The sequence below is a fragment of the Mesorhizobium sp. M7A.F.Ca.AU.002.02.1.1 genome, from assembly GCF_003998535.1.
GTDB classification, from domain to species: Bacteria; Pseudomonadota; Alphaproteobacteria; order Rhizobiales; family Rhizobiaceae; genus Mesorhizobium; species Mesorhizobium ciceri.
In genome coordinates this window covers 1-2568 of record NZ_RZPB01000811.1, presented here as the reverse complement: position 1 = coordinate 2568, position 2568 = coordinate 1, and the positions used below count along the sequence as shown (strand labels likewise).

Below are 2568 nucleotides of genomic sequence, written 5' to 3'. Positions count from 1 at the left end.
CCCTTCTCGGTGAACTTCACTGCGTTGCCGAGCAGGTTGGTGATGATCTGCCGGAACCGGCCGGCGTCGCCGACGACATGGGCCGGCAGGCGCGGATCGACGCGCACGATCAGTTCGAGGTTCTTTTCGGCGACGCGCGCCGAGACCAGCGTCGCCACGTCCTCGACCGCCTCGGAAAGGCGGAAGGGAGCAGGGTCGAGGGTGAGCTGGCCAGCATTGATCTTGGAGAAGTCGAGGATGTCGTTGATGATGGTGAGCAGCGCGTTGCCGGACTTCACGATAACGTCGGTGAAGGTCTTTTGGCGTGGGGTCAGATCGGTCTTGGCCAGCAGTTCGGCCATACCGAGCACACCGTTCATCGGCGTGCGGATCTCGTGGCTCATATTGGCCAGGAATTCCGATTTGGCGCGGTCGGCGGCCTCGGCCTTGAACAGGGATTCGGCGGATTCGGCAAAGGCGCGGCGGATCGCCACTTCCATCGGGCGGAAGATCCAGAAGGCGACGATGGCAAGGGCCGCGAACAGGATGCCGCTGGCCCACAACAACAGCCTGTCGCTGGAGGCATCGGCCAGATGGCGCTCATCATCCATGGCGGTGCGGACGCGAACCAGCATGGGTTGGGCGAACAGGTCATTCTGGTTGCGGATTTCGCGATAGCTCCACTCGTCGACCTTCTGCGCCACCGACATCAGGTTGAAATTGCGCACCATGTCGCGCGGCGACCAGAACAGATCGCCGTTAACTGAAGCGGATTGGAGTTCGTCGACGGTTTTGATCGACAGCCGCGGCTTGATCGCCGCAAGCTGGGCGGTCAGCGTCTCGATCTCGCCGGTCAGGCGCTCCGAATGGCCGCGCGCCGATGTGGTCAGGGCATCGCGTGTCTCCGCCCGCCAGGCGGTGCCGGTCGTCTCGGCAAAGCTGGTCGCGTTGCGCAGGTCTCGGGTGAAGATGACGAGATTGCTGCTCAGCGCATCGATGTCGCGGCGAAAGGAATTGACGCGATCAAGCGCAATCACGATGCCGGCGGAAGCCAGCGCGAAGATCAGCAACCCTGAAATATAGCGGATCCGGACCGACCGGATGAAGGACGAATATTCAGGCATGCGCAACCCCAACACATACGCACCATTTTAATGGCCGGGATTACGCTTCATTTACATTAAAATTTCGTTCGTTCGGGCAGGCGAGCCGTGCGAGCCGCCGGATGGACAGCGCGCCTAGGCCGCGTCCACGACGAGGGCGCGGATGCGGCCACTCACCGGGCCTTCCCCGAACCGTTTCCCAAGGGCATTCGCCACGTATCGCGTCACCTCCTCCAGCGAGCCACCGCGCGCCTCGATCTCGACCCGCAGGGGCGTGCCCTGGCAATAGGCCGTGGCCGCCTCATATGGCGAGGAAGCGGCGCTGACGGCATCCAGCGGCTCTATGGTAATGTTACGGAAGCCGGCGGCATGCAGGTCGGCGCGGATGACGTCCGCATCGTGATAGCCATGCGGTGTCCTTGCCATGAAGCGAGGCGGATCGGCCGGGAAAAAATGGCCGAGCGCCCGCGTCACCTCATCGGCAAACTCGTTCTCTTCGATGGCACCCCAGACGTTGAACAGGAAGTGTCCGCCCAGCCGCATCACGCGCCGAACTTGCCCGTAGGCGCCCACCCGATCGGGGAAGAACATCGCGCCAAACTGGCAGGCCACGGCGTCGAACTGTGCGTCCTCGAAGGGCAGCGCCTGAGCATCGGCCTGCTGCCAGGTGATGCGAGGATCGTCCACCATCCGCGTGCGTGCGTGGTCGAGCATGGGCTGGTTGAGGTCGGTGACCACGATGCGCGCTTGCGCCGGCAGCTTTGCTGCGAGCGCACGTGTCACCACACCGGTGCCCGCCGCCACTTCGAGCACCGATTGCGGCCCGAGCTTCGACACCCGCTCCGCCAGATCCCGCGCATATGGCTCGAAGATCAGCGGCACCATCGCCCGGTCGTAGATCTCGGGAATGGAACCGCTGAACAGCTTGTCGGTGGTCGACATGGCATCCTCCAACTCTTATCCGCACCGCGTGCTTGCCGTGCGGATGTCAATCCTCTGCCTCGGCAGGCTTCCGCTCAAGTTCTATTTCAGAACCGGCCGGCGGGGACGTGCGTGCAATCAGCTCGATGTTCCGGCTGGCACCAACCTTAGCTGTTACGCGCCGCCACGAATGTCGCCGCTTCTTTCAGCAACTGGGCATCGTCGCCATAGGGCTCAAGCAGCGCATGCGCCTGTTGGACGAGGCCGTGCAGCTGGCCGCGTGCCCAATTTGCACCATGCAAGGCCACCAGCGTCGCCTTGCCGGCGGCGGCGTCCTTGCCGGTCGCCTTGCCCATCTGGCTGGCGTCGGCGGTCAAATCGAGCAGGTCGTCGGCAAGCTGGAAGGCAAGACCGATCGCCGAGCCGAATTCGGCCAGCCGCTCGCGGTCATCGGCCGGGGCGCCGGCGATGAGGGCGCCTGCCTCGCAGGCGAAGCGGATCAGCGCGCCGGTCTTCATCGCCTGCAGCCGGATGATGCCGGCCTCGTCCGGCGGCGTCTGTTCGG

Annotated in this window: 3 protein-coding genes; all 3 read right to left on the bottom strand. The window is 64.3% G+C overall.

Annotated elements, in window-relative coordinates; genetic code table 11:
- Positions 1-1103: histidine kinase dimerization/phospho-acceptor domain-containing protein (locus EN879_RS31660; RefSeq protein WP_281034615.1), on the bottom strand; the 1103-nt coding region annotated here is incomplete at its 3' end.
- Between the two features lie 114 nt (positions 1104-1217).
- The gene (locus tag EN879_RS31655; protein WP_063169167.1) at positions 1218-2024 is read right to left on the bottom strand and encodes a methyltransferase domain-containing protein; all 807 of its coding nucleotides are present in this window, start codon (positions 2022-2024) and stop codon (positions 1218-1220) included.
- A 146-nt stretch (positions 2025-2170) separates the two neighbouring features.
- Positions 2171-2568, bottom strand: a 398-nt coding sequence (locus tag EN879_RS31650; RefSeq protein ID WP_206521040.1) for a polyprenyl synthetase family protein, incomplete at its 5' end; no start/stop codon positions are given.

Bases quoted from the DNA above. Each gene is read 5' to 3' on its own strand.
- EN879_RS31655 (WP_063169167.1), bottom strand. From the start codon at position 2,024: ATGTCGACCACCGACAAGCTGTTCAGCGGTTCCATTCCCGAGATCTAC.